Origin of the sequence: Mesorhizobium sp. M5C.F.Ca.IN.020.32.2.1 (assembly GCF_004023105.1) — a bacterium.
In the GTDB taxonomy this organism is placed as follows: domain Bacteria; phylum Pseudomonadota; class Alphaproteobacteria; order Rhizobiales; family Rhizobiaceae; genus Mesorhizobium; species Mesorhizobium wenxiniae.
The window spans coordinates 1-505 of the sequence record NZ_RZSX01001632.1 but is presented as its reverse complement, the minus strand read 5'-3'; the positions used below and the strand labels follow the sequence as shown (position 1 = coordinate 505).

The window sequence follows — 505 nt, the reverse complement described above, 5'->3', positions numbered from 1 at the left end:
GAGAAGCAGATTATGTCGGGCTTCACGGCGTCAATTTTCGCCAGGTAACGCCAGATTTCCGAGTTCTTCCGCTCGTAGTGGGAAAGGCGCGCCCAATCGAGGTCGATCATTTCCACCTGGCAAGCGAGGAGCTGGCTGTTACCCTGCAATTCAGCGGCAAGGCCATAGGTCGCAAGGGGGAACTCTATAGAGATCGACGTCAGGAGTATTTTCATCCGCGCAAGCCACGAGCAATGACGGCTTCACTTTAAGGACAAATGCACCGGCCGCACTTCGGAAGGTCCCGCCCGACCAAATTCGTAATTGTCATTTCAGCACAGCAACGGTGGCACTCGCAATGCCGTTCCAATTCGGTCGTCGAAAGCGAGCGCAATATCGCTGCTTGATCTTGAAATATAAGCTTACATTATAAGCGATCGATAGTCAAAGAACTTCGCGGTCCGTCGAGAAAGGTATCCAAAGACGCAAATAATAATTATCTCAATATTTCTTTAAAACTTTCTAG

General features: G+C 49.5%; 1 protein-coding gene. It reads right to left on the bottom strand.

The window, feature by feature from the left end; genetic code table 11:
• Positions 1–215, bottom strand: a 215-nt coding sequence (locus tag EOA86_RS37870; RefSeq protein WP_164892466.1) for a hypothetical protein, incomplete at its 3' end; no start/stop codon positions are given.
• Positions 216–505 lie beyond the last annotated feature (290 nt).